The organism is Fibrobacter sp. (assembly GCF_045131395.1).
Classification (GTDB): domain Bacteria; phylum Fibrobacterota; class Fibrobacteria; order Fibrobacterales; family Fibrobacteraceae; genus Fibrobacter.
The window spans coordinates 182,699-207,473 of the sequence record NZ_JBGUQY010000002.1; the positions used below are offsets into that span (position 1 = coordinate 182,699).

Genomic DNA, 24,775 nt, shown 5'->3' on the forward strand with positions numbered 1-24,775 from the left:
CGTAAATGCCCGGGGCGGGACTTGAACCCGCACGAGGTTGCCCTCAAGGGATTTTAAGTCCCCAGTGTCTACCATTCCACCACCCGGGCTCGGGCGTGCCACAAATATAGTAAAATGTTTCTTTTCTACATTTCTGAACATGAAATATCTCGTTATTTTGCTCGCGTTTCTTGTTGCACCCCTTTTCGCCTACGATGGCGACATGGATACCTATCACGAGTTCAAGGAAGACCTTTCCCTGGCCCGCGACGGCTATATCGCATGCCTGAACATGGCTATGGAATCTGCCAACGAAAGTACCGAAGGTTCGCTGGAAGGTTGGTTCAACCTGCGCGACAAGGGCGGTGCCCGCTCCTGGATGCAGCTGGATTTCGAAGCGCCTACATTTAAGTTCCTGAAGATGGAAGAGGCTCCTTATGGTTTCAAGCTGAAAGGCTCCCACGGCCCGTACAAGATTGATGCTGAAATCCGCGTAGTCACCCGCGACACCGACATCTTCTACGATGTCAAGTACAACAAGGCTAGCAACGCCGCCGGCAAGGAAATTTTCGGCGAAGTCTTCCGCAACGACCGTGTGGTTTTCTACGACGAAAGTTCACCCTGCAAACGCAAGGCCGTCACCTGCATCAACGAATACTCCCGCGGAACTTTAGGAAAGTAACAGAGGGAAAGTGTTGGGCTTTCGCTTCGCTCAAGCCCCAACTGTACGGCTCGGTTATGCCAAACTCCGTTTGGCACAACGCTCGCCTTGTTCAGTTGTCCCCTCGCTCTAGCCATGGCATCCACTCTAGCCGTGTCTGCCGCTTCCCTCCGCCCCTAAAACCCTGATAAGGTGATTGAAAATTTTGCTCCTCTTCTGGATAAAGACAATTGTACTATACGTTCCCAATGAATTTAGATCGCTTGAACTTGAGGACGGGTAGCATAATAAGAAAGATGAAAAAGAAGGGAATCAGGGAAACGAGGAATTCGGCGCTTTCAAGATAGACGCACAAGAAAACCTGGCAAACTACTAATCCTAAATAGGGAATGGCTAGGATTGCGGCTGACTTTAGGAACGTTCGTGCCAAGAAAAGATAGTTGTAAAAATAGAACGAAAAACAGCCTATAATAGCCACGAAAGCTGAGGTAACAAAGAACATTACGAATATTAAGTCGGCTTCGTTTTTGGAATGTGGGTTAAACAATGAAGATAAAATACACATAGCCAAAATGAGTAGGAATGGTATGCATAGGGGAATTGCTGCCGCCTTGAGTCCGGATGTACTTTTTTTCATCTGGATAAAAAACTCTGATTCATCAAAGACTGCGGGATGGGTTCTCTCGGTGGATGTAATCGATTTTGCCATCAAAAAGACTAGCACGGGAACATAGATGGGGCTGAGAATAAAAAAGAACATAAAATTCCCCTTAAAATGCTTTAGATTCTTTTCAATAAATATATATTCTTTCGCTAAGGCTAGCAAACAGTTTGGCATTGAACAATTTGAGTACAAAAAAGGAACCCTCGCGGGTTCCATTTTTAATCTCGTTTTATGTTAATCGTTTACTTAACGATTAACATAGAATCGTCCCATGCCTCGTGCTTTTCGAGGCCGAGAAGGTTGGCGGTCGTGGCGGCGATGTTGGAGAGACCCCAGTCGCCTTCCTTGAGGCCGAGCTTACCGCCGGTCACGTTATCGTACAAGATGCAGGGCACCTTGTTGAGCGTGTGGCTGGTCTTGGCCTTGAAGGAACCGTCCTTGTTCACCTTCGGCATGCCGGTCTTCTTGTCGATTTCGTACATTTCGTCGGCGTTACCGTGGTCAGCCGTGATGATGGCAACACCACCGAGGGCGTCGATCACCGGGAGGAGTCGAGCGAGGCCGATGTCCACAGCTTCGATAGCCATGGTAGCAGCGCGGAAGGAACCGGTATGGCCCACCATGTCGCCGTTCGGGAAGTTGCAGCGCAGCGTCTGGTACTTGCCGCTCTTCAAAGCTTCGATCATGGCGTCGGTGATTTCGGCAGCCTTCATCCACGGGCGCTGTTCGAACGGAACAACGTCAGATTCGATTTCGAGGTAGGTTTCGCCGTCGAACTTGCTGGAACGGTTACCGTTCCAGAAGTAAGTCACGTGGCCGTACTTCTGAGTTTCGGAGCAAGCGAACTGCTTCACACCAGTTTCTGCAAGCCATTCGCCGCTGGTTTCCTTGATGGCCGGAGGCGGCACGAGGAAGCGGTTCGGGAGCTTGAGGTCGCCGTCGTACTGGAGCATGCCGGCGTAGCAGACGTGCGGGAAGCGCTTGCGGTCAAATTCACTGAAGGATTCTTCTTCGAAGGCGCGGGTGATTTCGATGGCGCGGTCGCCACGGAAGTTGAAGAACACCACGGAGTCGCCGTCGTTGATGGTGCCGACCGGCTGGCCGTCCTTGGCAATCACGAACGGGGGGAGGTCCTGGTCGATAGCCTTGGTTTCGCCACGGAGAGTTTCGATAGCCTGAGTGGCGTTGTCGAACATGCGGCCTTCGCCGAGCACGTGGGTCTTCCAGCCCAGTTCCACCATCTTCCAGTTAGCGTTGTAACGGTCCATGGTGATCTGCATACGGCCACCGCCGCTAGCAATGCAGACGTCGAATTCCGGAGAGCGGAGTTCTTCGAGGAACTTTTCGAACGGGCCAACGTAATCGAGGGCAGAAGTTTCCGGAACGTCACGACCGTCGAGGAGAATGTGAACGCGAACCTTCTTGAGGCCTTCCTTCTTGGCCTGGGCCACCATGGCCTTCAGGTGAGAAATGTTGGAGTGAACGTTACCGTCGCTGAAGAGACCGATGAAGTGGAGGACGGTGTTCTTTTCGCGGGCATTGCCGGCAATTTCCTTCCAAGCGTCGCGGCCGAAGATTTCGCCAGAGACGATGGAATCCTGCACGAGGGCGGCACCCTGGTTGTAGACCTGGCCAGCACCGATAGCGTTGTGGCCGACTTCGGAGTTACCCATGTCTTCGTTGGTGGGCATACCCACGGCGCGGCCGTGAGCCTTCAAGAGCACATTCGGGTACATCTTGAAGAGATTGTCGAGAGTCGGGGTGCGGGCAGCCTTGATGGCGTTGCCTTCGACCTTATCGGTGATACCAAAACCATCCATTACGATGGTTACGACCGGTCCCTTGATGCCGGGGAAATTGGAAAGCTTCTTGAGCATGGTTTACTCCGTGTTGTTAAATTACGCGGGTAAATTTAGAAAAAATATCTTTTTGGAGTTCTTATTTTTCGTTGTTCACTATATAAAAAAGCCCTCCCGCGAGGGGAGGGCTCAAACTCAGTTTAGACCCAATTACTGGACTCTGTAGACCTTGAGGGTCAAGGTGTAGTCACCGTTGTTGCCCTGGCTCGGGTCGGTAATGGCAAATGCATAGAAACCTGCACCAGTATCCTTATTGTAGGCAGCGGTTGCTGCAACGTAAATCTGGTTGGAATTTTCAATCATCGACGTAATCGTAGAACCGAGAGTCTTGTACTTAAAGTCGCTCACGTAGGCAGTAGCCGGGGAGCGGTCCGGGTTCATGTCTTCGGGCCAGATATTCACTTCGTAGTCGTCTTCGGTGGGCAGGAGGTCGCCGTTGCTGATCGGAGCAAACTGGGTGCCGTTGCCGCTGGTGGCGGTGACTTCCGGATTGTCTCTTGTACCGGCCTTGCTGAAGATGATGTCTGCAGTAGTGGCGGGTGCCGGAACGGCTGTGCAGCTTGCGAGATCAAGACCCGGATTCACGTTTGTGGAAACCACGACTTCGCAGAAGCTCATCGGAATTTCCTGCTTTACGGGCTGTTGCTGGCCCGGATCCTGATTCTGTTCGCGGCAGTATTCAGCTGCATCGCGTTCGAACGGGATGAGCACGGTGCTGAAGAAGTCCTTGACGCCGTTATTTGCGGTCACGGTGACCATGAGATTATACTTGCCGCATGCCGTAAAGCCCGGGTCGGTCATGTTGACCTTCACGCCAGCCGAATTCATCGAGTTCAGGTCGATGTCGCTGGGGGTGGGGAACGCAATCGGGTTTGAATTGATTGCTACGGCGACATTTCTGCTTTCGGCATCGAGCACCTTGTATTCGATGTTCGTAAACTTAATGTTGATGTCGTTTTCGGAGGAGTCCTGGGTAATGTCGAGACCGAAACGGCCCTTGAATCGCATGTCGTCGCCAGAAAGTCTGGAGTTGGTCAACAGGCCTTCGCCCACAAGTTCGCTACTCAAGGTAATGTTTGCGTCCTGCTGGGTGGGAACAACCACAGGAGCACCCGGTTCGTTCGGATCGGGTTCAGAAGAAGACTTGCTGTCGCTTCCGCATGCAATGAGTCCGAAGGCGCTTACGGCAAAAACGGAACCCATGAAAAGTTTCTTTGCAAAAGTCATGATTTGTCCTTTTTAGAATGTTTTTCTTGAAAATAAACAAAATTAGGGTGAAATGCAATTAAAAAAGTGTAAATTTTGGCAAAAATGGGGCGAAAAACACGTTTTTTTGCTTAAAAAAGCGGTTTTTCGTGATATAAATCTATTCCATACCGCGAATAATGTCGCGAAGTCGTGCGGCTTCTTCGAAATCTAGGCGGGCGGCGGCCTCTTTCATCTGCTTTTCCAGCTCTTCTAACTTGCTGCTTGCTCGATTTGAATGGTCATTATCGACCGCAGGGAGGGAATCCATACTTTTCCTACGAATAGTTCCCTTCTTCTTCGTTTTGCTCGAAGGCTGCAACGGTTCCATGGGTCGGATTCCCGTGCCGTCATCTTCCCATTCGTCAGAGACATCGTCGCCAATGGCTCCCAGCGGGTCGTTGATTCTCAGGTCGTCTTCCAGTTTGCGGGTCACCGATTTCGGTGTAATTCCGTGTTCCTTGTTGAATTCTTCCTGGAGGCTTCGGCGGCGAGCGGTTTCGGTGATGGCCTTTTCTAAGCTGTCGGTCATGTTGTCCGCGAACAGCAGCACCGTGCCGTTCACGTTGCGGCTGGCACGGCCCATGGTCTGAATCAAGCTGCGGTAGTTGCGCAGGAATCCTTCTTTGTCTGCATCGAGAATGGCCACCATGCTCACTTCGGGCAGGTCCAAGCCTTCGCGCAACAGGTTGATACCTACCAGAACGTCGAATTCGCCGGTACGAAGCCCGCGAATCAATTCGTGGCGTTCTAGGGTCTTGATGTCGCTGTGCAGGTAACGCGCGCGGATGCCCGCTTCCACAAAGAAGTCGGTAAGGTCCTGGGCCATCTTCTTGGTCAGCGTCGTGACCAGCACACGATCGCCCTTCTTGACCACTTCTTCGATGCGGTAAAGCAACACGTCCATCTGTCCCTTGATGGGGAACATTTCGATTTTCGGGTCCAGAAGTCCGGTGGGCCTGTTGATCTGTTCGGTGACTACGCCGCCTGTCTTGGTAAGTTCGTAATCGCCGGGGGTGGCGCTCACGAAAAGCACCTGCTTCGGATACATGTATTCGAATTCGGCGAAGTTCATGGGGCGGTTGTCCAGGGCACAAGGCAGGCGGAAACCATACTGCACAAGAGTTGTCTTGCGGCTTTTATCGCCTTCGGCCATGCCGCCCACCTGCGGGATACTCACGTGGGATTCGTCCACCATCAAGAGCCAGTCGTCACCGAAATAGTCGATAAGTGTAAAGGGGCGCGTACCCGGGGCGCGGTTTTCGATAATGCGGGAATAGTTTTCGATGCCGCTGCACTGTCCCGTTTCGCGGATCATTTCCATGTCGTAGCGGGTGCGGCTGCTAAGGCGTGCCGATTCCAGCACCTTGCCTTCCTTGTCGAGTTCGGCGAGGCGCTCGGTGAGTTCCACCTGCATGCGCTGCAGAATGCCGGCGCGGCCCTCTTCTTTGGTCACAAAGTGTTTCGCCGGAGCGATCGTCATCTCGTCCAAGTCTTGTGTGACTTCGCCGGTGACAATGTTGAAGCGGCAGAGTCTGTCTACTTCGTCGCCGAACAGTTCGATGCGGAGCCCTTCTTCGTCATAGCTGGGCTGGATTTCAATGACGTCGCCATGTACGCGGAAGGTGCCGCGTTCCAGACTGAAATCGTTGCGGGTGTACTGGATGCGTACCAAGTCGTGCAGAATCTTGTCGCGATCGTAGATTTCGCCTTTCTTGATTCGCACCATCAGGTCGAAATATTCGCTGGGGCTTCCCAAACCGTAGATGCAGCTCACGGAGGCAACGATAATCACGTCCCTGCGGGTGAGCAAGTTTGCGGTGGCCCGCAGGCGGAGCTTGTCGATTTCGTCGTTGATGCTGGCGTCTTTTTCGATAAAGGTATCGGTGTGGGGAATGTAGGCTTCGGGCTGGAAGTAGTCGTAGTAGCTCACGAAGTATTCCACCGCATTGTGGGGGAAAAATGCCTTGAATTCCTGGTAAAGCTGGGCTGCAAGCGTCTTGTTGTGGGTCAAGATGAGCGTGGGTTTGCCCACGTTCTTGATGACGTTTGCCATTGTAAAGGTCTTGCCCGAACCGGTAACACCCAGGAGCGTCTGGAACTGGTCGCCGTTCTTGAATCCGTTTGTAATTTCTTCGATGGCTTTAGGCTGGTCGCCTGCAGCCCCATAAGGACTCTCTAGGACAAATTCTGCCCGGGTGCTGGCCTGGAACTGCTTCAAGTGCCCTGGCAAGCTTTGCTCGGGCGGTAGCGGTTTCGCTATCGGTTTGGCATACGGGTCTGGTGTAATTGTCTTGCGTGCGCGGGCCATACGAATTCGAAATATTGGATTCAGCTTTCGGAGTTGAGAATGAAAAATGAATGATGAAAAATTAACAATAAAAAAGAGTTCCCGTTTAAATTTTATATTTGGTTTATAATGGAATTGTTGAAAAAGATCGGACTGCTCTTGATTGTTTTCGTGGCGTTTGCCGTCGCGGAAACAGATGATGCACCCGAAGACGATTTTCAACGGTATTCTGTAGTGCCCATTCTTGGCTATACCGAAGAAACGGAATTCCAGATTGGCGTGATGTCGTTGTTCTTTTTAAGGCCCGACGAAAAGGGGGGCAATGTTCCCGAAATCGGCCTTACTGCCTATGGTTCGACCCGTGGTCAGTTGCAGGTTGCCTTGGAACCCTACTACTACATGTTCCATGACCAGATCAGTATTTGGGGCTTGCTCAAGTACCAGGACTGGGTGGCGGGTTACTATGGCCGCGGCAATGATCCCGACATCGATGTGTTCACCAACTTCAACCGCAAAAAGTTCCAGTACGGCACTAGAATCGAATCTAGAATCGGCCTTCCGACATTCCTCAAGTATGGGGTTGAAGTCCATGCGGAGTACACTGAGATAGACTTTGAAGAGGGCGGGGTGACGGACCTTCCCGACGACCATTCCGGCTGGCGCAATGGAGCGGGATACTTGGTCGGTCTTGATACCCGTGACAATATCAACTGGACCCGCCACGGATATTTGGTGCAGTGGCAGCAGATGTTTTACAGCGACCGCCTGGGCGATTACACCTTCGATGTAGAAATGCTGGATATGCGAGGCTATTCAACGGTAACCTCCACGACAACCATGGCCCTTGGATTCCTGTGGCAACGCGCCGATGGCGATGTCCCCTTTGACATGCTTGCGGGGCCCGATGGAATTTGCCGTTTTCGAGGGGTAGAAAGCCTGTATTTTGGCGACAACCAGGCTGTGATTATGCAGGCCGAGGTCCGTCAGCTTATTTGGTGGCGTCTGGGGAGTCATCTGTTTTTTGAAGGCGGAAAGGCGGGGCGGTATTTTAGCGAACTTGTTCGCAACGACTGGCACCGGTCCGTTGGCGTAGGCGCACTTTTAGGACTGAATCTTAAACAAAATCTGTTTGCCCGAGCCGATTTTTCTTGGGTCGATTTTGACCATTTAGGTTTGTCGTTCTACGTTCGTCAAGCGTTCTAATATCGATTTTTGGCCAAAAACGGCACTGTTCTGTGCATTTCGTCTCCGATTTATGTCTATATGTCGCTTTTGTAAGATATTTGACAATATGATTGTAATTATTTTCTATCTTTGCGCCAAAAATGTTATGAGGTAAAAATATGAACGAAATGAAAGAAAAACTCAAGGCCTTCTTTATGTCTGATCTCGGTGTCGACGGCGACGTTCTCCAGTTCGATACTCCGCTTTTTGGTGAAGAAATCGGCCTCGATTCCGTTGATTCTCTCGAAATCATTTCCTTTGTCGATAGTAACTTCGGTGTCTCCATGACTGGCGTTGCTAAGGAAAACTTCCAGAGCATCGATACAATCGCTGCATACATCGAAGCTCACAAGGCCTAATAAACTTAAGCCGAGGGGAAAAACCTCGGCTCTCTTTATCTTTGGTATCTTGGTCCCTGTCATAATTGTCTTTTTGGAACAAACGATCGGGGCCATTAGCTCTTTGGAATAATTATGACCCCTAATGATAAGCGTTGTGTAGTTACAGGTTTAGGCGTCATTTGTGCCGTCGGTAACAATGTCGAAGAAACTTGGAAGAATGCCCTGGAATCGGTTTCCGGCATTCATAAGACCACTTCTGTTGATACGGTGAACTGCTATGCTGACTTGGCTGCCGAAGTCAAGTGCGACACCCTCGATAAAATTGATGCTCCCGAAGAAAAGGACCGCGTCTCGAAACTTTGCATCAAGGCTGCAAACGAAGCTTTGGCCGATGCAGGTCTCAAGAACTTTGGCGACGACCAGCGCGTGAGCGTGGTGATCGGAAGTTGCGTGGGTGGTGTTCTTTCCATTGAACAGTATCATCAGCATGGTCGCGACGCTTCTGAAATTGCCAAGATGCCTATTGCCTCCATTGCCTCCCAGGTGGCTGAAACCTGCGGTGCCGGTGGCATTGTAACGAACGTGGCTAACGCTTGCGCTGCCGGTACGATTTCCATTGCGGTGGCTTGCGACTTGATTCGCGCCGGCAAGGCGGATGTTGTCATTGCGGGCGGTGCCGACTCTTTTGCCTCGGTGCCTTATTCCGGATTCCTTTCTTTGCATGCCCTTGATGAAAACGGCTGCTCCCCGTTTAACCGTTGCAACGGTATTACGCTGGGCGAAGGCGCCGGCATCGTGATCGTTGAATCTTACGAACATGCCCAGAAGCGCTCTGCCAAGCAGTACTGTGAAGTACTGGGTTCTGGTGTCACCAGCGATGCCAACCATATTACCGCCCCCCGCGAAGATGGCCTTTGCCTTAAGGAAGCCATCAACCGCTCCGTCAAGAATTCCGGCATTGCAAAGACCGACATCGGTTACATCAATGCCCACGGTACGGGTACGGGCAAGAACGATAACGCCGAAATGACTGCCTTCAAGGCATACTTTGGCGAAGAAAACCCGACGGTGAGCGTGAGCTCTACCAAGGTGCTTACGGGCCACTGCCTGGGTGCTGCCGGTGCCATCGAAGCCGTGTTCAGCATTAAGGCTTTGACTACCGATACCGTGCTCCCGACTTTCCCCTATAGCGAAGAACAGTCTACCGCCCTCAAGGAAAAGGTGGGCGAAATGGACTTCGTGCAGAACTTTGCACGCCACAAGGATTTGAAGTGCGTGCTGAGCAATAACGTTGCCTTCGGTGGTACCAATGCCGCTATCGTTTTCTCGAAGGAATCGGGTAACGTGTCTGCCCAGAGCGCGGCAAGCAAGAAGATTGCCGTGACGGGTCTCGGAATTGTGTCGCCCCTCGGCAACAGCAAGACCGCCTACGTTGAAGCCGTGAAGGCCGGCAAGAAGCCGGAATCCGCTTCGGTGCGTTCGACGATTGCCCTGGAAGACTACAAGGAACTGGGCATCAAGATGGCTTTCTACCGCAAGCTTGACAACCTGGGCCAGCTCCAGACCGTTTCGGGCATGCGTGCGCTGCAAGATGCAAACTTCAAGGTCTCTGACGAAAATGCCATGGATATCGGTATTATCGTGGGTACCAGCGAAGGCGGCCTCGGCGCCACTTACGATTTTGAAGAACTGATTGCAGAACTCGGCAATGCCGGCGGTTCCGCCTTCAAGTTCCCCCACACCGTTTACAATGCGGCTGGCGGTTACCTCTCCATTTGCTCGGGCATCAAGGGCTACGGCGTTACCATTACCACCGGTCCGCTTTCTGGCCTCGATAGCATTGGCTATTCCATGAACGTGATTCACGACGGTCAGGAACAGGCCATGATGGCTACCGGTACCGACGAAAACTTGCCCATCATTACGGAATTTGCCCAGAAGCTTGGCGTGGCCGCAAACGATGTGGTCGCTCCTTACGCAAACGCCGAAGGCTTTGTGGTGGGTGACGGTTCCGTGTCGATTTTGCTCGAAGAAGAAGAATATGCAAAGGCCCGCGGTGCCAAGGTTTACTGCTACGCTCTCGGATTCGGCCATGGCCGCAAGAACGTGAAGTTCGGTAAGCTGGTTGGTTCTGACGAAGCTTTGGACAAGGCCATTGCCGACGCTCTGGCCGATGCTGGCATTACGGCTGCCGACGTGGATGCAGTCTGCGGTTTTGCAAACGGCTGCAAGAAGATTGACGATATCGAAAAGGGTGCTCTCAAGCGTGTCTTTGGCGAAAAGCTTGCTACGATGCCGCTCTTCGAAGTCAAGGAACGCACCGGTGAAGGCCGTGCGGGGTCTGCAGCCCTTGCCGCTGCCGAAGCCGCTCTCCTTTTGAGCGGTGAAATGGTAAACGATAACGCTTACTTTGTGGCAGCAGACGGATCTGTCTCTGCAAAGACGGCTGAATCGGCAAATCTCAAGAAAATTTTGGTTATCTCTTACGCGACGGGCGGTTCTTACAGCGCAGTCGTGCTTGGAAAATAGTGTTTAGGTAGAAGGAGCTTGAATATGAAAGTAGCTTTGGTAACAGGTGCTTCTAAGGGAATCGGCAAGGCTTGCGCCTTGCGCCTTGCTCGCGATGGCTATACTGTCGTGGTGAACTACTCCAGTTCCGACGAGGCTGCCCAGCAGACTTTGGACCAGATCAAGTCTGAAGGTGGTGACGGCATGATTTACAAGGCAAATGTCGCCGACCTTTCTCAGGTGAAGGTCATGATTCGCGAAGTCTTCAAGGCATACGGCCGCATTGACGTGCTGGTGAATAACGCCGGTATCGTGCGCGACGAATACCTGATGATGATGAATCCCGAAACCCTGGACAAGTGCTTTGACCTGAACGTGAAGGGTTACTTCTACTGCGCACAGCAGGTGGCCGTGAAGATGTACAAGCAGAAGTCCGGCGTGATTATCAACATGAGTTCTGTGTCTTCCAAGTTCGCTCTCGCTGGCCAGGCTGTTTACAGCGCCACGAAGGGTGCCGTGAATTCCTTGACCCAGACGCTTGCCAAGGAACTGGGCGGTTTTGGCATTCGCGTGAACGCCGTGGCTCCGGGCTTTATCGCTACCGAAATGATCGAAGCGATTCCCGAAGAAACCCGCAAGGGCTACCTCGAAAAGATTCCTCTGAAGCGCTTTGGCTCTGCCGATGAAGTTGCAAACATTGTGTCTGCCTTGGCTTCTGACCAGTTCGCCTATGTGACCGGCCAGGTGTTCGTGCTCGACGGAGGACTTTCTCTATGATGAATATTTACGAAATCAGCGAAAAGATTGCTCAGCGTCCGCCGTTCCAGATGATTGAAAAGGTCACGGAACTGGTGCCGAATGAATCTGCCGTGGGTATCAAGAACGTGAGCGTGAACGAACCGTACTTTACGGGTCACTTTCCGGGCACTCCCATTATGCCGGGCGTGCTCATTGTGGAAAGTTGCGCTCAGCTTTGCTCCCTCGTGATCGAAAAGCCTGCCGAAGATTTGGAAAAGAATCTCTACGTGCTTTTGAAGATTGACGGTTTTAAGTTCGTGAAGCCGGTGATTCCGGGCGACCAGCTTGAAATCTCTGTCAAGAAGACGAAGGAAGGCGGCGTGTTGGTCGGCTTTGACTGCATCGTGAAAGTGAACGGCAACGTTCATGCCAAGGGCGCCCTTACCTTCACCAGTATTCCCAAGGAAAGTTTGGGTAAGTAAGGTAGATGTCTGACGTAAAGAAAAAGAACCCGCTGTTTGAACTTTTCATGCAACTCGTGATGGTGATAGTCATCTACACCGTGCGAGTTTACTTGTTTGTTTGGTACCGCCCGAAGGTTACCTTTGTGGGCGAAACAGTGAAGTCTCCGCGCCTGAAGACGCCCTCGGTGATTATTGCGAACCATTCGAGCATGTGGGATCCCCTCATGATGCTCGCTATCTTTTTTCACCATAAAAGCATCGTGGTGGCGAAGGACCAGATTGAAGACCCGCATTTTAGCTGGGCCCTGACCCGCGTGAAGTGCGTGATTCCTTGCGACCGTTTTAACCTGGATACCGAATGGGCCCTGATTGCCAAGCGCGAACTGGAAAAAGGCAATTCTGTGATTATCTTCCCTGAAGGCAAGTGCCGCTATGACGGCTTGCTGAATGAATTCAAGACTGGTTTTGCGTTCCTTGCCCGCAGTACCGGAGCTCCGGTGCTTTCGGTGGGTATCGATGGTATTTATAAGCGTGGTCACCGCACGCAGATTGTGGTGAGTGAACCCGAAAAGATTGAACGCGTGAAGGGAATTCCTTCTTCGAAACACTTGACTGAACGCAGTGAATATTTCAGGCAGAAAGTCTGGGGCCTCAAGCAACAGGCTCTGGGCAAGACTGAAGTGGCTCCGCTCCCGGTTGCAGCAGAAACACCCGAAGAGGTGCAAGCATGAAGACTGGGTTGGTGTTAGAGGGCGGTTCTCGTCAGACCATGTTCAGCGCAGGCGTGATTGACACCTGGCTCGACGAAGGTATTGATTTTAATTACGTGGCAGGTGTTTCTGCCGGAGCCCATGCGGCGGTGAACTTCATTACGCGCCAGCAGGGCCGTTTGCGTTTTATCGTGTTGCCGACTCGCCTACAGAAAGGCAAGAAATGGGCCAGCAAGTTCATCGGGATTCAAAAGGAATTCCATGCATTGAACTATCTGGCTGCCGATGGCGATATGCCACTGGATTTCGAGGCGTACCACAATTCCAAAATCGAATGCGAAATCGGACTCACCTGTTGCGAAACGGGCCGCGCCGAATTCAAGAGCGAAAAGAACGACAAGAAGCGTCTGTGCGATTTGATCAGCGCCAGCTGTGCCTTGCCGATGATTTTCCCGATGGCGGAACTGGACGGCAAGCATTATGCCGACGGTTGCATTTCGGCGGCGATTCCTTTCGAACGTGCTTTTGAAAAGGGCTGCGACAAGGTGGTGGCCATTTCGACCCATTACCCGGGCGAAGCGGTGACGGATTTCCGCAAGTATCGTGCGATTCTGAACCCCATGTACAAGCGCAAGTACCCGGACCTGTTCCGTGCGCTCATGGTTCGCCTGAAACGCTACGAAAAAATGTTCGTACGCATGGAAAAACTGGAAAAAGAGGGCAAACTCTTCTTAATTCGCCCAATTATCGACTTGTGCGACCAGTTTGACACCAATATGGAAAAGATGAACGAGTCCTATGAGCACGGCGTCGAAATGGCGAAAAAGCGCATGGACGACTTGAAGGCTTTCCTGGAAATTTAATCGCGGATATTCAAGCTTTCCCGCACGCTTGCAGGCTGCTTGCCGAGCAGCTTGTAGAGCTTGCTGCGGAACAGCGGGATTGCTGCGATAACGCCTGCCGCTACGATGGCGATTGTAATGTAGGCGATGCCGGGCTTATTGAAGGTACTGCGGAAGAGCAGGCGCATGACCAGCAGAATGTACCAGTGCACGGCAAGAATCACCAACGCATTCCTTGAAATGTTGCGCAGAATGCCCTTGAGTATGCGGATGGGGCCGATGTTTGGAATCTTGTCCGCTGCGACAAAGGCGGTTACAAGGCCTGCGATGCCGAAGACGGAACTGGCAACAAAAACGGGAAGGCTTTTGCCCAAGTCATTATTCATGATGCTGAAATTCGGATCCGGGATTTCGAATGCGGCATAAAGAATGAATGCGGTGATGGAGGAGGCAACAACAAGACTCCAAGGGATTCCTTTTTTTCCTTTCGCGCAGAGCGTGTCGCGAATCGGGTCCTTGCTTAGCCAGCCGCAAGCAAAGAAGAATAGCACCGTCAAATCGCGTTCGATTCCGAGAGGAAAGCGAATGTGATTCTTGTAGAGGAACCAGCCGCCTATAAGGCATGCGATTGCGATGACCGCAACTGTCATCCTGGCGCCCACGATTGTCTTCCCGGCTAATTTTTGCACTCCATAAAACATTAAACTCACAGAATACAGCGTAAACACGAACCACAGCGGGCCCGATCCGATGGATGATTTTCCGGCCACAAAAATCTTCGCCAGGTTCCAGTAGATATAATCCCACACGCCTGCGATTGCGGGGCGTATATTCATCACCGTCATGCGCGGCGCTTTCGGGAACAAGTCGAAGTTGTATAGTACCGGGTCTAGCGCCAAAAATAAGAGCGAAAGCAAAATGTAGGGGATAAGCAGGACTTTTGTCTTGTGAATAAAGTAGCCTTTGAAATTCGGAAAGTGGCGGGTACTAAAGAGCATTCCCGAAATAAAGAAGAAGGCCGACATGCGCAGCGCACTCAAGTGCAGCATTCCCATGTTCGCGCACGAGAAGGATTGCTCTACATGGAATAGGCATACCAGCAGCAACACGAATCCCTTGAATTCGTCAATCCACCCGATTCTTGCCGATTTCTCCATCCGTTTTTCCGTCATTCCGGCCTTTGAGCCGGAATCTCTTTAATACCATCTACTCTCATCGGCGATTGTTGTCAGGGGTCCGTGTCCGGGGAACACGACCGTCTCTTTCGGGAGCGTCAGCAGTTTACTCTTGATTCCGCTGACCAGAGCTTCTTCGTCGCCACCGAACAAATCGCTTCGCCCGCGGCTGCCTGCGAACAGAATATCGCCTGGGAATAGCAGCGGCGGCACATCTTTCTGGCCGTTGACGACCCCTGGCTTTTCGCAGTAGAAGGCGATGCCGCCGGGGGAGTGCCCTGCCACATGGAACACTTGTAGCTTGATTCCGGGAATTTCGATGCTGTCGCCTTCGGCTAGGTAATTTCCTAATGCCGGCGAAGGCTCGCGCAGGGGGAGCCCGAACATCTGGCTCTGTTCTTCTTGCAATTCCAAAAGGAAGGTGTCTTCTTCGTGGGCTTCGGGCTGTACGCCGTACTTGTTTGCCACAAATGCATTGCCCAGCACATGGTCCAAGTGCAAATGCGTGTTCAGGAGTCGGCGCACCTTCAAATGATTCGTCTCGATGTAGCGGGCGAGGGCTTCTTCTTCCTGCTCGTTACTGACACTCGGGTCAATGAGAATCGCTTCGCCGTCATCGTTGCTTAAAACGAATCCGTTCACGCCAAAGGAATTCACGACAAATTGCTTGATAACCATAATGCCTAATATAAAAAAGGAGATGCCCGGTCGTAGCCGGGCATGACAATGTTGAAATGATTCGCAGAACGCTGTCATTCCGGGCTTGACCCGGAATCTCTATTTATCCTTTGATTTCCCAGGTCGTGCCTTCCTTGGAATCCTTGATGACCACGTTCATGGCGGCGAGTTCGTCGCGGATGCGGTCACTTTCGGCCCAGTTCTTGTTGGCACGGGCTTCCTTACGGGCGGCAATCAAGGCTTCGATCTTGGCAACGTCAACGCCGTCGTTGGCACCCTTCTTGGCGTATTCTTCGCGGGGTTCATTCAGCTTGAGGCCGAAGATCTTGTCGAAGTCAGCAACCAGGGCGGCCTTTTCGCCGTCGTCAATATCGCTTTTGAGCATCGTGTTCATGATGCCCAGCGCGCGAGGCATGTTCAGGTCGTCGCCGATGGCGTCCTTGAATTCGTTCTGGAATGCCTTGGCAGCTTCGCTAGTAATCGCGGTAGCCTTGCCGATCAGCGGGTCCGTCTTCTTGTGCAAACTCTTGAGGCCTTCCTTGGCGCCTTCCAGGGCTTCCCACGTGAAGTTCAGGTAGTTGCGGTAGTGGCTGCCGATGGCGAAGAAGCGGTAGTCGAGCGGGTTGAAGCCGCGGTCCATCAGGAGAGAAACCGTCAGGAATTCGCCGCTGGACTTGCTCATCTTGCCGAACTTCTGTTCGGTGGTGCCGTCTTCCAGCTTTTCTTCGCTTGCGGTGCGGAGGAATTCACCATGCATCCAGAAACGTGCGAACGGAACGCCGTTGGCGCATTCGCTCTGGGCGATTTCGTTCGTGTGGTGCACGCGGATGTGGTCCGTGCCGCCGCAGTGGATGTCGAGGGTCGGACCGTTATACTTCATGGCCATGGCGGAGCATTCGATGTGCCAGCCGGGGAAGCCGACGCCCCAGGGGCTATCCCATTCCATGGCGCGCTTCTTGTCCTTCGGGCTGAACTTCCACAGAGCAAAGTCGGTGGCGTTGTGCTTTTCGCCCATGTCGATGCGGCTACCCTTGCGCAGGTTTTCCACGTCGAGGCGTGCAAAGTCGGCGTAGCGCGGGAACTTGAGGCTGTCGAAGTAGATGCCGTCAGAAGTGCGGTAGGTGTAGCCCTTTTCTTCGAGCGTCTTCACCAAGTCAATCTGTTCCTGGATGTGCTGCGTGGCAGGGGTCCAGCGGGTCGGTTCCTGGATGTTGAGGCGGTGCCAGTCGGCCATGAAGGCGTCGGTGTAGAATTTAGCGATATCCCACACGGACTTGCCTTCGCGGGCGGCGCCCTTTTCCATTTTGTCGTCGCCGGAGTCGGCGTCGCTGGTCAAGTGGCCCACGTCGGTTATGTTCACGATGTGGTTGACCTTGTAGCCGTAGTAGTTCAGTGTACGGACCAGGAAGTCTTCAAAAATGTAGGTGCGGAGGTTGCCAATGTGGGCGAAATGGTACACCGTCGGGCCACAACAGTACATGCGCACGGCGGGAACGCCTTCAGGAAGTGTGAAAATCTCTTTCTTACGCGATGCAGTGTTATAGAATTGAAGTGCCATTTTAAGCCTCCGGTTAGTTAATGCGGCGCAACCTGCGCCGGACGGGCACAAATTTAGAATATTTTTACAGAATTTTCTTCAGTCCGTCGATGTCGCGGAGCAAGATTCGGCCCCGCTTGATTTCGACAAGGCCCTTGGCGGCGAATTCTTGGAGCATACGGGCCACCACCTCGCGGGCAGAATTCACGTCGCGGGCGATTTCTTCTTGCGTTTTCTTGATTTCGTCTTTGCCGGTGCTTTCAAAAGCCGAAATCAGGTAAGAGGCCAGACGCTGGTCGAACCGTTTGAACAGCATGAGCTGAATGGCCCAAATGGTCTGCGAATAACGCTCGGTCTCTTTTTCAAAGATGAATGCTCGCACATGGATGTTGGAATCCATCAGCTTCGCGCACAAAGATGCCGGAATCACCAGTACGGTGGTATCCTCTTCGGCGGTGACCAAGGTTTCGAAAGTCAGCTGGTGAATCACACAAGATGCCGTCGATACGCAAAACTCGTTAGCCTTGGCGCGGTACAGGGTGATTTCTCGGCCTTCGTCAGAGATGAGTCCCACGCGAATCCCTCCGCTCAAGATAAAGATAATCCCGAGGCAAGAGGTCTTGCTGTTGTGAATCATCTGATTCTTGCCGAAGCGCTTTGTGACGCAACGGTCCGAAACCATCGCCTTTTCTTCGGGCGAAAGATTCTGCCAAAAGGGCAGATTCGGAAGGAAGTGACTGAATGGACCTAAGCTCATAAAAGATGCACCTTCCTTGTAATATACAAAAAAGGTGCATCGCCTCAAGGAGAAAGGTTTAGTTCGTTAATCGTTTAGCTGATCATGCTTACGATCTGGTCTTTCGGGCGAACCCCGACTGCGGAATTGACAATCTTGCCATCCTTGATGACGACGAGCGTAGGGATGCTCATGACGCCAAAGAAAGATGCCAGTTCTCCCTGTTCGTCGACGTTCACCTTGCAGACCTTCACCTTGTCACCATGTTCTTCGGCGATTTCGGAGATGGTGGGCGAAAGCATGCGGCAGGGCCCGCACCAGGGTGCCCAAAAGTCGATCAGGACGGGCTTGTCGGAATTCATGACTTCTGTTTCAAAGTTGCTCTTGGTGATGTTCAATTCGGACATTTTTACCTCTCTTTGTTTTTATTCTTGTTTACACCTATATTTTACCTAATGTGAGTCCGCTTATCTGTGACTAGGTCACATTATCCGAAATTTTTTTTCTAAATTCGGCGCCATGATTTTTTCCGAAATCATCAAAGAATCCTACGAACCGAGGGAATATCCGGCACTGGCCCTGCTTTCGGATCAGTGGTTGCAGATGCGCCCGTTTTGGGGCTGTAAAGTCCTTGTGGCAACACCGATTTTTAGGAATACCTTGGTGGAATACCGAGCGCTTTTGGCGGGCGGCGCCAATCTGTATGTGGGCCATTCCGTCGGAACTTCGGGGGCGGTCATGCCCTGCGACCAGAAAATCATTGACTTGCTGAAAGAAAAAGGCATTCCCGTCATTACCGATGAAGATATCAAGAGCGGTAAAGTCGCCGATGACTTCGACTTGATTCTGGATTGTGCCGGTCAGTTTGCCTTTTGCCACCCCAGAAAGGGCTTCGTGGAACTCACCCGCAGCGGAGTGCAGTTCTTTGAAAAGTCGGAACACCCGGTGTATGTGGCCGATAGCGGAATTGTCAAGCGCATTGAAACGGTGCTTGGAACGGGTGACGGCTATTTCCGTGGGCTGGAATCCTTGGGCTATGGAGACTTTGAAGGTAAATCGCTGGTGGTTTTCGGAAGTGGCAAGGTGGGCTGTGGCATTGCCTTGCATGGTGTGCGCCGTGGTATGAAGGTCTGCACGATTACCAATACCCGTAACGGCAATTCTAATTCGAATTTTAGCAGCGTGTTGTTGAACAACGATGTTCGCATCGAGGATTACCTAGATGATGACATGGTTGCAGATGTGGTTACCCATGCTGATTTCGTGGTGACGGCGACCGGTCTCAAGAATGCGCTTACCTTGTCTGCCGTATCGGCAATTCTTGCGAATACCAAGGCTGTTGTGGCCAATATGGGCGTGGAAGATGAATTTGGCGAACATGTTCCCAAGACAAGGGTGCTGAACGAAAAATCTCCCTTGAATTTTGTGCTGGATGAACCCACCCATCTCAAGTATATCGATACAAGTCTTGCCTTGCATGCGGCCCTGGGGGAACGTCTGCTGCAGGATTGGACCGGAGAGGCTAAGCCATTCGTGGGCGTGCAGGATCCGCCTAGCGAAATTGAACAACGTTTGTTAGTAACGACTATCCAGAACGGGGTAATTGGCCCTGAAATCTGTGATATGTTGCGCTAAAAAAATCGCTTTTGTAAAAAAATACTTGCTTTTGGCAAGTTTTTAGGTTATAATTGCAAAAGAAAGTATTCAGTGAGGAAGATATGAATCTGAAGAAAACTATTGCAATGACTCTAGTGTCCGTGGCTTTTGCTATGGCCCAGGAACAACCCGCAGCGGCCCCTGCTAATGCTGCCGAAACGGCTACAGCACAGCCCGCTGCCGAAGTTCAGCCCGTTGAGAAAGCTTCTGCGGCTCCTGCTGCTGAAGCTGCCCAGCCTGCCCAGGAGGCAGCCAAGGCTGATGAGGCTAAGCCTGCCGAGGTAGCTGCGCCTGCAGAACAACCCCAGACTGCGGAACCTGTCGCCCAGGCTCCTGAGGCAACCGCCGAAGCTCCTGCCGCAGCTGTTGCCCCTGCTGCTCCCGCTGAAGTTGCTGTTGCACCTGCTCCCGAAAATGCGGCTCCCGCCCCGGAAGGTGCCGTTCGTATGGGTCCGCCCAAGACTCCCTTTACCGTGTTGCATGGCAATGCCTACAACCGTGTCGAAAACGAAGCCGCTGCCGATAACGTAAACGGCTTGCTGAACAAGAGCCTGACCAAAATGGCCTTCAACAAGTTCTTCTACGTCGAACCTTCGGGTGAGATGGGCGTTGTTTCGCTGGGAGGCTTCTTCGGTGCAATGGATATTTCCGGTCAACTGGGCCGTGCAACCCTCGGTTATGCAACGCCGGTGTTTGCCGTTGCCGCCCGCATTGGTTTGGGACAAATTAAGACCGATACCAAGAGTGCCGAAGTCAAGGAAACTATCGAAGGCGATGATTGGGGACTTACCCTTTCTGCAACGCTTGGTGGCTACTCGGTGACCTTGGCTGGTGACTGGACCACCTTCGCTAATGAAACCAGCACGGAGCCTAAGAATGGACCCGAAATTGAACAGCGTTACCGCGACCTGGATGCATCCTTGATTGTGTCGGATGGCCCCTCTGCCCAGAAGCATTTCTGGTCTGCCGGTGTAGCCTTTAACCGCCACGAAGACGAAATGGAAGTTGGAGAAACGCTGATTGGCGACTCCTTGGCTTCTAGCATTTCCATTGTTCCGGTGTTTAGCTATGGTGTCCCGGTACTCCGTGCAAGCTATGCCAACGTCTATATGGGCGTGAATTCCGCATTGCCCATCACCATTTATGACAAGGCAGATATGCGCGATACGACTTCTGGCAAGCTCAAGGAAGTATCTTTGAAGACTGTTGGACTGAGCTTGACTCCCAATATCTTGGGCGAGGTCCTTTTGACCGAATCCCTGATGCTCTTTGGCGAAGCCAGCTACACCTGGGAAGCCTTCCGCTATGTGGATAGCAAGACCCCTTACGACAACGTGGAAATCAAGAAGAGTGTCTCCGACAAGGTGGACGCCTCCATGGGATTCCGTTACCAGTATAAGAATTGGGCCGCCTGCGAATTTGCCTTTGGCGATTCCTTCTTCACCGACACCAAGTCCATTTTCAATGGCGAAGGCGTGTTCGTGAGCTTCGGCGGATTCATCTACTTCTAATTGCCTAGTCGGGCTGTTTTAGCCCGTTTTGGAACATCATTTTATTAAAAAGGTAACCTCGTTAGGGGTGCCTTTTTTCTATTTTTCCACCCACTATGGCAAAAATTCTCTTTAAAAAACAGTTATCTCCTGCGGTATTCCAATTCCGCGTCGAGGCCCCGCTGATCGCTCAAGAGCGTAAGGCCGGCCAGTTTATCATCCTCCAGACGAACAAGGACAACGGCGAACGCGTGCCTCTCACCATCGCTGATGCCGACACGACTGAAGGCTCTATCACTTTGATTTTCCAGACCGTTGGTAAGACCACCACCGAACTTTCCAAGTTCGAAGTCGGTGACGATATCCCGGTGCTCGTGGGCCCCCTTGGTTCCCCGACCCACATCGAGAATTTTGGCCACGTGGTCTGCGTGTGCGGTGGCGTGGGTATCGCCCCGATGCACCCGATCGTTCAGGCCCTCAAGGCCGCCGGCAACAAGGTCACCATCATCATGGGTGCCCGTAACGAAAGCCTCTTCCTCATGAAGGAAGAAATGACTGCTCTCGCCGACAACATTATCTTCATGACCGACGACGGTTCTTATGGCCGCAAGGGTCTCGTGACCGAACCCCTTAAGGAACTCTGCGAAGACACCAAGGGCAAGCCGGACATGGTCATCGCCATCGGTCCTCCGATCATGATGAAGTTCTGCGCCCTCACTACCAAGCCCTACGAAGTCAAGACCGTGGTCAGCCTTAACAGCATCATGGTGGACGGAACCGGCATGTGCGGTGGCTGCCGCGTAACTATCGGTGGCAAGACCAAGTTCGTCTGCGTCGATGGCCCGGAATTCGACGGTCACGAAGTCGATTGGAACAACATGCTCCAGCGTATGGGCGCCTTCAAGCCCCAGGAACAGGAAGCCCTGCACCGCTTCGGTGCAAACGATGGCCACAAGTGCAACATTGACAAGATGGCTGACGCAAAGGCCAAGGAGAGCAAGTAATGTCTGAACATATGACTCGCGAACAGTTGGACGCCGCCGCCAAGGTGGAACTTGAAAAGATTAGAAGCGCTGCCGAACCCCTCAAGATGAAGGACAAGCTTGCTATTCCTTCTCAGCCGATGCCGCAGCTCGAACCTTCCTACCGCGCCCGCGTGATGGAAGAAGTTGCCCAGGGTTACACCGAAGCTCAGGCTATCGTTGAAGCTAACCGCTGCCTTGCTTGTAAGAAGCCGTTCTGCGTTGAAAGCTGCCCCGTGCACATCAACATTCCGGCCTTCATTGCTGAAATCGCCAAGGGCGACTTCAAGGCCGCTATCGCCAAGATTAAGGAAACGAGCCTTCTCCCGGCTATCTGCGGCCGTGTTTGCCCGCAGGAACGCCAGTGCCAGATGAACTGCACCGTCGGTAAGACTCACAAGGACGTGAACAAGGCTGTGGCTATCGGCCGCCTCGAACGCTTTGCCGCTGACTATGAACGCAACAACGGTGGCGCCTCTGTGCCGGCCGTGAAGCCCGCTACCGGCAAGAAGGTGGCTGTGATCGGTTCCGGTCCTGCCGGCCTGGTTGTTGCCGCTGACGTGCGCCGCGAAGGCCACGACGTGACCATCTTCGAAGCTTTCCACAAGCTCGGTGGTGTGGTCCGCTACGGTATTCCTGAATTCCGTCTGCCGAAGGCAATCGTTGACAAGGAAATTGAATCCCTCGCTGCCATGGGCGTGAAGTTTGAGACAAATTTTGTCATCGGTCGTACCCGCAAGCTCAAAGACCTCATCGAAAAGGATGGCTTTGACGCTGTGTTCGTCGGTACCGGTGCAGGTCTCCCGCTCTTCATGAACATTGAAGGCGAAAACCTCGTCGGTGTGTTCGCTGCTAACGAATACCTGACCCGCGCTAACCTCATGCGCGCCTATGACAAGGAAAATGCCGATACTCCGATGTGGCCCGGTAAGAACGTGGTCGTGCTCGGTGGTGGTAACGTCGCTATGGACGCTGCCCGTATGGCTCTCCGTCTCGGTGCCGAAAAGGTCCGCATCGTTTACCGTCGTAGCATGAACGAACTCCCGGCCCGTAAGGAAGAAATCCTCCACGCCCAGGAAGAAGGTGTCGAATTCTGCGTTCTGCAGAACCCGGCCAAGATCCTCGGTGATGAAGCCGGTCACGTTCGCGGCATGCTCGTCGACAAGTACGAACTCGGCGAACCCGACGAAAAGGGCCGTCCGCGTCCGGTCAAGGTCGAAGGTGCAAGCTTCGAAATCGAATGCGACACCGTGCTCGTTGCTATCGGTAACGGTTCCAACCCGCTTATCAGCAACACCACGCCGGAACTCTCTGTGGACAAGAAGGGTCACATCCTTCTCGAAGATGCAACCGCCAACAAGACCTTTATGGAAAAGGTCTACGCCGGTGGCGACATCGTGCTCGGCGCTGCAACCGTGATCCTCGCTATGGGTGAGGGCCGTCGCGCTGCCGCGGGAATTAATGAATTCCTGAAGAAGTAATCAAATACTTCAGCTGAAAACAACCCCGACTCGTAAGAGCCGGGGTGTTTTTGTTAGGGCTCCATTTGCTATCTTTTTGCTGATGGAATCGATTCTCAGCAATGTCTTGATGTTTGTGCTCGGCCTGTTGGGCTTGAGTTTTTTGGTGACCATTCATGAACTGGGCCATTTTCTGGTGGCCAAGTGGAATAATGTCAAGGTCAATACATTCAGCGTCGGTTTCGGTAAAAAATTGATTCGCTATCGCCATGGCGAAACGGAATACTGCATTTCGGCAATTCCTTTTGGCGGTTATGTGGCCATGGCCGGCGAGAATCCCGATAAGCTGAAAGAAGGCGAAGTTCCCGGTGAACGCGATTTTATGGGCAAGTCGGTGGGTGCTCGCGCTGCGATTGCTTTTGCGGGCCCGTTCATCAACATTGTCTTTGCCTTTGTGCTTTTGATGATTCTTTATATGGTGGGAGTGCAGGAACCTGCGACCAATGAGCTTATCGTTGGCTTTGTGGGTAAGGATTCTCCGGCTCAGGCCGCAGGCATTGTACCTGGCGATACCATCGTCGAAATTAATGGCAAACCCACCCAGGGCTGGGATGATTTCCGCGAACAGATTGGTGTGAGTCTCGGCGCAAACGTGCCCCTCACCGTTCATCGCGGCGGTGAACCTGTCGTCGTGACGGTTGTACCCGAAGAACTTGTGATTCCCGCTCAGGATTCTACCAGTTCTGAAATCAAGATGGGTATCGGCGATATTGGCATCTATCCGCAAAACCGCGTGATGGTGCGCCTTCCGCCTATGGCCGGTTCTGCGGCCGAAAAGGCAGGCATTCTCCAGAACGACACGATTTTTGAAATCAACGGCGAACACATTTCCCGTTACGAAGATGTGGTCCGCATCATTGACGGCAGCAAGGGTGAATCGGTGAACATTACGGTCATCCGCAATGGTGATACGCTGACCAAGGCTCTCACGCCTGCCTATAACGAAGAATACAAGCGTTACATGGTGGGCATCCAGATGGGTTACGTGCTTTTCCGCGAAACGAAACTGGTTCGTCGCGGCCCTGTGGAAGCCTTCACTAAAACTTGCGCCACCAGCTGGAAAATGACCACCAGCATCTTCCGTTATTTTAAGCGCATGTTCCAAGGCCAAGTCAAGGTGGATGCCTTCTCTGGCCCGGTTTCTATCGTAGCTGTCATGGGTAACGTATGGATGAGCGGCTTCCAGGATTTCCTGATGCTTCTTGCCCTCATCAGCATTAACCTGGGCGTTATGAACCTGCTCCCGCTCGCAATCACCGACGGTGGCCTGCTCATGTTCCTGGGCATCGAAAAGCTGCGCGGCAAACCTCTTTCTACCAAGACCCAGACCGTCATTCAGAATGTGGCTGCGGCCTTCTTTATCAGTTTCTTCGTATTCATCACGATTCTTGATTTTACCAAACTTTCACTGTTCTTGAAATAACCCCTCTGGACGG

General features: G+C 52.5%; 21 protein-coding genes and 1 tRNA gene. 13 read left to right on the forward strand and 9 right to left on the reverse strand.

Annotated elements, in window-relative coordinates:
* Window positions 1-6: 6 nt before the first annotated feature.
* A tRNA-Leu gene (locus ACJMNB_RS00745) sits at window positions 7-89 on the reverse strand.
* A 50-nt stretch (window positions 90-139) separates the two neighbouring features.
* Between ACJMNB_RS00745 and ACJMNB_RS00750 the strand changes: the two genes are divergently transcribed.
* On the forward strand, window positions 140-661 hold the full coding sequence (locus ACJMNB_RS00750) for a hypothetical protein (RefSeq protein ID WP_405337886.1): 522 nt from the start codon (window positions 140-142) through the stop codon (window positions 659-661).
* An 885-nt stretch (window positions 662-1,546) separates the two neighbouring features.
* On the opposite strand, the gene gpmI is transcribed toward ACJMNB_RS00750, so the two are convergent.
* The 3 genes from gpmI to uvrB all read right to left on the reverse strand — a co-directional run bounded on the left by gpmI (window position 1,547) and on the right by uvrB (window position 6,719).
* Entirely contained in the window at window positions 1,547-3,181 is a 1,635-nt protein-coding gene (gene gpmI / locus ACJMNB_RS00755) for a 2,3-bisphosphoglycerate-independent phosphoglycerate mutase (protein WP_405337889.1), read from the reverse strand.
* 132 nt (window positions 3,182-3,313) lie between these two features.
* Entirely contained in the window at window positions 3,314-4,390 is a 1,077-nt protein-coding gene (locus ACJMNB_RS00760; RefSeq protein WP_405337892.1) for a hypothetical protein, read from the reverse strand.
* Window positions 4,391-4,529: 139 nt separating this feature from the next.
* Window positions 4,530-6,719 (reverse strand): excinuclease ABC subunit UvrB, encoded by a 2,190-nt coding sequence (gene uvrB / locus ACJMNB_RS00765; protein WP_405337895.1) that lies wholly within the window; start codon window positions 6,717-6,719, stop codon window positions 4,530-4,532.
* A gap of 108 nt (window positions 6,720-6,827) precedes the next feature.
* Between uvrB and ACJMNB_RS00770 the strand changes: the two genes are divergently transcribed.
* The 7 genes from ACJMNB_RS00770 to ACJMNB_RS00800 all read left to right on the forward strand — a co-directional run bounded on the left by ACJMNB_RS00770 (window position 6,828) and on the right by ACJMNB_RS00800 (window position 13,546).
* Entirely contained in the window at window positions 6,828-7,901 is a 1,074-nt protein-coding gene (locus ACJMNB_RS00770; RefSeq protein ID WP_405337898.1) for a hypothetical protein, read from the forward strand.
* Between the two features lie 140 nt (window positions 7,902-8,041).
* Window positions 8,042-8,281: an acyl carrier protein gene (locus tag ACJMNB_RS00775; protein ID WP_072801095.1), complete on the forward strand. Its 240-nt coding sequence runs from the start codon at window positions 8,042-8,044 to the stop codon at window positions 8,279-8,281.
* A gap of 114 nt (window positions 8,282-8,395) precedes the next feature.
* Window positions 8,396-10,792 (forward strand): beta-ketoacyl synthase N-terminal-like domain-containing protein, encoded by a 2,397-nt coding sequence (locus ACJMNB_RS00780; RefSeq protein WP_405337902.1) that lies wholly within the window; start codon window positions 8,396-8,398, stop codon window positions 10,790-10,792.
* Between the two features lie 24 nt (window positions 10,793-10,816).
* Window positions 10,817-11,548, forward strand: coding sequence for an SDR family NAD(P)-dependent oxidoreductase (locus tag ACJMNB_RS00785; RefSeq protein WP_405337905.1), 732 nt, complete (start codon window positions 10,817-10,819; stop codon window positions 11,546-11,548).
* Window positions 11,545-11,991 (forward strand): 3-hydroxyacyl-ACP dehydratase FabZ, encoded by a 447-nt coding sequence (gene fabZ, locus ACJMNB_RS00790; RefSeq protein ID WP_072801092.1) that lies wholly within the window; start codon window positions 11,545-11,547, stop codon window positions 11,989-11,991. The genes ACJMNB_RS00785 and fabZ overlap by 4 nt, the downstream gene beginning before the upstream one ends.
* A 5-nt stretch (window positions 11,992-11,996) precedes the next feature.
* On the forward strand, window positions 11,997-12,704 hold the full coding sequence (locus ACJMNB_RS00795; RefSeq protein WP_405337910.1) for a lysophospholipid acyltransferase family protein: 708 nt from the start codon (window positions 11,997-11,999) through the stop codon (window positions 12,702-12,704).
* Window positions 12,701-13,546: a patatin family protein gene (locus ACJMNB_RS00800; RefSeq protein WP_405337913.1), complete on the forward strand. Its 846-nt coding sequence runs from the start codon at window positions 12,701-12,703 to the stop codon at window positions 13,544-13,546. The genes ACJMNB_RS00795 and ACJMNB_RS00800 overlap by 4 nt, the downstream gene beginning before the upstream one ends.
* Here ACJMNB_RS00800 and ACJMNB_RS00805 read toward each other — a convergent pair.
* The 5 genes from ACJMNB_RS00805 to trxA form a co-directional block, all read right to left on the reverse strand.
* Window positions 13,543-14,697 (reverse strand): acyltransferase family protein, encoded by a 1,155-nt coding sequence (locus ACJMNB_RS00805; protein ID WP_405337916.1) that lies wholly within the window; start codon window positions 14,695-14,697, stop codon window positions 13,543-13,545. The two genes, ACJMNB_RS00800 and ACJMNB_RS00805, sit on opposite strands and share 4 nt — an antisense overlap.
* A gap of 24 nt (window positions 14,698-14,721) precedes the next feature.
* On the reverse strand, window positions 14,722-15,378 hold the full coding sequence (locus ACJMNB_RS00810; RefSeq protein WP_405337919.1) for an MBL fold metallo-hydrolase: 657 nt from the start codon (window positions 15,376-15,378) through the stop codon (window positions 14,722-14,724).
* 103 nt (window positions 15,379-15,481) lie between these two features.
* Window positions 15,482-16,936, reverse strand: coding sequence for a cysteine--tRNA ligase (cysS, locus tag ACJMNB_RS00815; RefSeq protein WP_405337922.1), 1,455 nt, complete (start codon window positions 16,934-16,936; stop codon window positions 15,482-15,484).
* A 64-nt stretch (window positions 16,937-17,000) separates the two neighbouring features.
* The gene (locus ACJMNB_RS00820) at window positions 17,001-17,672 is read right to left on the reverse strand and encodes a Crp/Fnr family transcriptional regulator (protein ID WP_405337925.1); all 672 of its coding nucleotides are present in this window, start codon (window positions 17,670-17,672) and stop codon (window positions 17,001-17,003) included.
* 74 nt (window positions 17,673-17,746) lie between these two features.
* Window positions 17,747-18,058 (reverse strand): thioredoxin, encoded by a 312-nt coding sequence (gene trxA / locus ACJMNB_RS00825; RefSeq protein WP_405337928.1) that lies wholly within the window; start codon window positions 18,056-18,058, stop codon window positions 17,747-17,749.
* 112 nt (window positions 18,059-18,170) lie between these two features.
* On the opposite strand from trxA, the gene ACJMNB_RS00830 reads away from it, so the two are divergent.
* From ACJMNB_RS00830 to rseP, 5 genes are all read left to right on the forward strand, one after another.
* Complete coding sequence (locus ACJMNB_RS00830; protein WP_405337931.1) at window positions 18,171-19,286, forward strand: adenosylhomocysteinase; 1,116 nt, start codon at window positions 18,171-18,173, stop codon at window positions 19,284-19,286.
* An 83-nt stretch (window positions 19,287-19,369) separates the two neighbouring features.
* A complete protein-coding gene (locus tag ACJMNB_RS00835; protein WP_405337934.1) occupies window positions 19,370-20,818 on the forward strand; it encodes a hypothetical protein in 1,449 nt (482 codons plus the stop codon).
* Window positions 20,819-20,913: 95 nt separating this feature from the next.
* Window positions 20,914-21,801, forward strand: coding sequence for a sulfide/dihydroorotate dehydrogenase-like FAD/NAD-binding protein (locus ACJMNB_RS00840; RefSeq protein ID WP_290951045.1), 888 nt, complete (start codon window positions 20,914-20,916; stop codon window positions 21,799-21,801).
* Window positions 21,801-23,300, forward strand: a complete 1,500-nt coding sequence (gltA, locus tag ACJMNB_RS00845; RefSeq protein WP_405337939.1) for an NADPH-dependent glutamate synthase — start codon at window positions 21,801-21,803, stop codon at window positions 23,298-23,300. The genes ACJMNB_RS00840 and gltA overlap by 1 nt, the downstream gene beginning before the upstream one ends.
* An 82-nt stretch (window positions 23,301-23,382) precedes the next feature.
* On the forward strand, window positions 23,383-24,762 hold the full coding sequence (rseP, locus tag ACJMNB_RS00850; protein ID WP_405337942.1) for an RIP metalloprotease RseP: 1,380 nt from the start codon (window positions 23,383-23,385) through the stop codon (window positions 24,760-24,762).
* The last annotated feature ends 13 nt before the right edge of the window (window positions 24,763-24,775 follow it).

Coding starts and splice junctions, on each gene's coding strand:
- ACJMNB_RS00830 (WP_405337931.1), top strand. CDS start 18,171: ATGATTTTTTCCGAAATCATCAAAGAATCCTACGAACCGAGGGAATAT.
- ACJMNB_RS00780 (WP_405337902.1), top strand. CDS start 8,396: ATGACCCCTAATGATAAGCGTTGTGTAGTTACAGGTTTAGGCGTCATT.
- ACJMNB_RS00835 (WP_405337934.1), top strand. CDS start 19,370: ATGAATCTGAAGAAAACTATTGCAATGACTCTAGTGTCCGTGGCTTTT.
- ACJMNB_RS00750 (WP_405337886.1), top strand. CDS start 140: ATGAAATATCTCGTTATTTTGCTCGCGTTTCTTGTTGCACCCCTTTTC.
- ACJMNB_RS00820 (WP_405337925.1), bottom strand. CDS start 17,672: ATGAGCTTAGGTCCATTCAGTCACTTCCTTCCGAATCTGCCCTTTTGG.
- gltA (WP_405337939.1), top strand. CDS start 21,801: ATGTCTGAACATATGACTCGCGAACAGTTGGACGCCGCCGCCAAGGTG.
- ACJMNB_RS00810 (WP_405337919.1), bottom strand. CDS start 15,378: ATGGTTATCAAGCAATTTGTCGTGAATTCCTTTGGCGTGAACGGATTC.
- ACJMNB_RS00785 (WP_405337905.1), top strand. CDS start 10,817: ATGAAAGTAGCTTTGGTAACAGGTGCTTCTAAGGGAATCGGCAAGGCT.
- ACJMNB_RS00805 (WP_405337916.1), bottom strand. CDS start 14,697: ATGACGGAAAAACGGATGGAGAAATCGGCAAGAATCGGGTGGATTGAC.
- ACJMNB_RS00775 (WP_072801095.1), top strand. CDS start 8,042: ATGAACGAAATGAAAGAAAAACTCAAGGCCTTCTTTATGTCTGATCTC.
- ACJMNB_RS00840 (WP_290951045.1), top strand. CDS start 20,914: ATGGCAAAAATTCTCTTTAAAAAACAGTTATCTCCTGCGGTATTCCAA.
- fabZ (WP_072801092.1), top strand. CDS start 11,545: ATGATGAATATTTACGAAATCAGCGAAAAGATTGCTCAGCGTCCGCCG.
- gpmI (WP_405337889.1), bottom strand. CDS start 3,181: ATGCTCAAGAAGCTTTCCAATTTCCCCGGCATCAAGGGACCGGTCGTA.
- rseP (WP_405337942.1), top strand. CDS start 23,383: ATGGAATCGATTCTCAGCAATGTCTTGATGTTTGTGCTCGGCCTGTTG.
- uvrB (WP_405337895.1), bottom strand. CDS start 6,719: ATGGCCCGCGCACGCAAGACAATTACACCAGACCCGTATGCCAAACCG.
- ACJMNB_RS00760 (WP_405337892.1), bottom strand. CDS start 4,390: ATGACTTTTGCAAAGAAACTTTTCATGGGTTCCGTTTTTGCCGTAAGC.
- cysS (WP_405337922.1), bottom strand. CDS start 16,936: ATGGCACTTCAATTCTATAACACTGCATCGCGTAAGAAAGAGATTTTC.
- ACJMNB_RS00795 (WP_405337910.1), top strand. CDS start 11,997: ATGTCTGACGTAAAGAAAAAGAACCCGCTGTTTGAACTTTTCATGCAA.
- ACJMNB_RS00800 (WP_405337913.1), top strand. CDS start 12,701: ATGAAGACTGGGTTGGTGTTAGAGGGCGGTTCTCGTCAGACCATGTTC.
- trxA (WP_405337928.1), bottom strand. CDS start 18,058: ATGTCCGAATTGAACATCACCAAGAGCAACTTTGAAACAGAAGTCATG.
- ACJMNB_RS00770 (WP_405337898.1), top strand. CDS start 6,828: ATGGAATTGTTGAAAAAGATCGGACTGCTCTTGATTGTTTTCGTGGCG.